General features: G+C 67.9%; 2 protein-coding genes. One reads left to right on the top strand and one right to left on the bottom strand.

Going from position 1 to position 1,761, the window contains the following annotated elements; genetic code table 11:
- Window positions 1-1,477: helicase-related protein (locus GH737_RS14665; protein WP_275401977.1), on the bottom strand; the 1,477-nt coding region annotated here is incomplete at its 3' end.
- An 88-nt stretch (window positions 1,478-1,565) separates the two neighbouring features.
- On the opposite strand from GH737_RS14665, the gene GH737_RS14660 reads away from it, so the two are divergent.
- On the top strand, window positions 1,566-1,761 hold a 196-nt coding region (locus tag GH737_RS14660; RefSeq protein ID WP_155265500.1), incomplete at its 3' end, for a hypothetical protein.

Genomic DNA, 1,761 nt, shown 5'->3' with positions numbered 1-1,761 from the left:
CGGCGCCGCGCGCCCCGATGTCGCGGACCAGCACCGCGGTGCGGCGGTCGACAAAGCGCTGGGTCAGCCGCTCGTGGAGCGCATCCGACAGCCGCGCTTCGACCTCGCGGGTGCGCTCGGCCCATTTGGCGGGCTCCTTCAGCCAGTCGCCGCGGTGCGCGATATAGGCCCAGCTGCGGATGCCGGCGAGGCGATCGGCGAGTGCTTCGATGTCGCCGCTCATATTGTCGAGTCGGGTAACCTCGGCCGCGAACCATTCGTGGGGCACGTGGCCGCCTTCGCCAATATAGCTGAACAGCCGGCGGACCATGCGTGCATGGTGCATCGGCCCGACCTTGCGGAAGTCTGGCAGGCCGCACACCGCCCACAGCCGCCGCGCCTGCGCGCCTTTCCGGGAAGCGATGGCCGGATCCTCGGCGATGAGCTTGAGGACCGCGAGGTCGATCGCTTCGGGCGCGGCTCGAAGCACCGGATCGTCGGGCTTTACCTCCAGGCTCGCGATGAGGCTGCGAACATCTGTAAAATCGAGTTCGGCATTGCGCCAGTAAACCCAGTCGATGGGACGGAAGCGGTGCTCCTCGATCGCGCCGACTTCGGAATCGCTGAAGCCTCCGCTGTCCTCGGTCAGCCCGAGCGTCCCGAAAGTCCCATCCTTTTGATGGCGCCCGGCTCGGCCGGCGATCTGCGCCATTTCGGCGATCGTCAGCCGCCGGTCGCGGCGGCCGTCGAACTTCTCGAGCCCAGCGAACGCGACGTGGGTCACGTCCATGTTGAGGCCCATGCCGATTGCGTCAGTGGCGACGAGATAATCGACTTCGCCCCGCTGGAACATCGCGACCTGGGCGTTGCGGGTTGCCGGCGACAGCGCGCCCATGACGACTGCAGCGCCGCCGCGGAACCGGCGAAGCATCTCGGCGAGCGCATAGACCTGCTCTGCAGAGAAGGCGACGACGGCGGAGCGCGGCGGCAGGCGAGAGAGCTTGACGTTGCCGCCGTAGCGCAGAGTTGAGAAGCGCGGCCGGGTGACTATTTCCCCCTCGGGTAGAAGCTCGCGGACGATCGGCTTGAGGCTTTCCGAGCCGAGGATCAGAGTCTCCTCGCGGCCGCGGGCGCGGAGCAGCCGGTCGGTGAATACGTGGCCGCGTTCCGGGTCGACGGCGAGTTGGGCCTCGTCGATCGCGGCGAAGGCGAAGTCGCGCGGTTCCTCGCCTTCGTTGCCGACTGGCATGCTTTCGGCGGTGCACAGGAAGTAGCGCGCATGGGGCGGGACGATCCGCTCTTCGCCGGTCAGGAGTGCGACCTGGCTCTCCCCTTTCATGGCGACGACGCGGTCGTAGACCTCGCGCGCGAGCAGCCGCAGGGGGAAGCCGATCACGCCCGAGGAATGGCCGCACATCCGCTCGATTGCGAGGTGGGTCTTGCCCGTATTGGTCGGCCCAAGGATGGCCCGGACCGAAGCGTCTGAACGCGGCGCCATAGCTTTCAGTGTGGCAGCGCTTTGGACGGGCGCAAGTTCCGGTGGCCGATTTAGCTCTGTTTTAACCTTGATTCGCCATCACGGCCCCGTGTTGACGTCACGAAGCCATGCGCATCCGCTGCGGCGCTCGCTTGCGCCTGCCTGGGCACTTCCCGGATGGAAGGCTGCCGGCGCGCTCGCGCTCGTCTGCAACACGGTTGCCTGGGCGTCGCTGCCACGCGCCGACGAGCTTCCGACCGGCGAGCAGCAGCAATGGCAGGCGCTCGGCGTCGCCCCGCTGGCCG

The sequence above is a fragment of the Sphingomonas segetis genome (genome assembly GCF_009720245.1).
GTDB lineage: Bacteria > Pseudomonadota > Alphaproteobacteria > Sphingomonadales > Sphingomonadaceae > Sphingomicrobium > Sphingomicrobium segetis.
This window is presented reverse-complemented; position numbering and strand designations above follow the sequence as displayed.